General features: G+C 42.3%; 1 protein-coding gene. It reads right to left on the reverse strand.

Going from position 1 to position 809, the window contains the following annotated elements:
• Nucleotides 1-56: 56 nt before the first annotated feature.
• The coding region (locus ACFIJL_RS09715; protein ID WP_375624520.1) for a DUF3792 domain-containing protein at nucleotides 57-809 on the reverse strand (753 nt) is incomplete at its 5' end.

Genomic DNA, 809 nt, shown 5'->3' on the forward strand with positions numbered 1-809 from the left:
AAAAAAGCTGCACTATGCGTGCAGCTTTTTATGTATTTGCTTTAAAGGTAGACGTTTTAAAGCATGAAAGTGTCCTTACGGCTTCTATAACCATAATAGCCAAAAACACTGGAAATAATGGCGCCTATGAGACTTCCTAAAAAGCCCCACCACCCCATATTGGAGGCTGTTTTTGTGGCTTTAGTTGCAGTGTTTTTGGCGCCCTTGATCGTATCCTCAAGATTGTCTGAGAGTGTTTCTGCCCGTTCTTCAAAGGCTTTGATGGCTTTTTCGGTCTTTTCTTCTGCTCTTTGATAGAGTTGGACGGCACGGTTTACTGCTGTTTGTGCATCCGCACGGGGCATGCCATCTTTTATGAGGGCATTGATGATATCGCTTCGATCAAATTTTGTCGTGAGATCTTCTACACGATCAGATAAGCGCTCACCAAGATTTTTTAAAGTGGTGCGATAGTAAGAAGGATCATTTTTGAAAGCTGTTATCGCAGAACCAATATCATTGAGTGCAGCTTGATAGGTTTGTTTCAAGCGCTCAGGGTTGAGAGCAGGAATGTCGCTTTTATTGAGAAGGGTGCGCAATTCACTCGAAAGTTGGTCAAAATTGATGCCATTGTCACTGTTTTTTGCAAAAAACTTTTCAAGACTTTCGCTGTTTAATTTTGCAAGTATGGGGGAAATATTGTTTTTGAGGCTGTCTACGGTTTGTTGGACTATGGAGCTGTTTTCTAGAGCCGTTTTAGCTCCTATCTTTGCTGTACTAGAAACCACGTGGATGGCTTGGAGGGTCATCAGCAATGTTATGAGAGCCCA

It is taken from the genome of Bartonella sp. TT119HLJHH (assembly GCF_042193385.1).
Lineage (GTDB): Bacteria > Pseudomonadota > Alphaproteobacteria > Rhizobiales > Rhizobiaceae > Bartonella.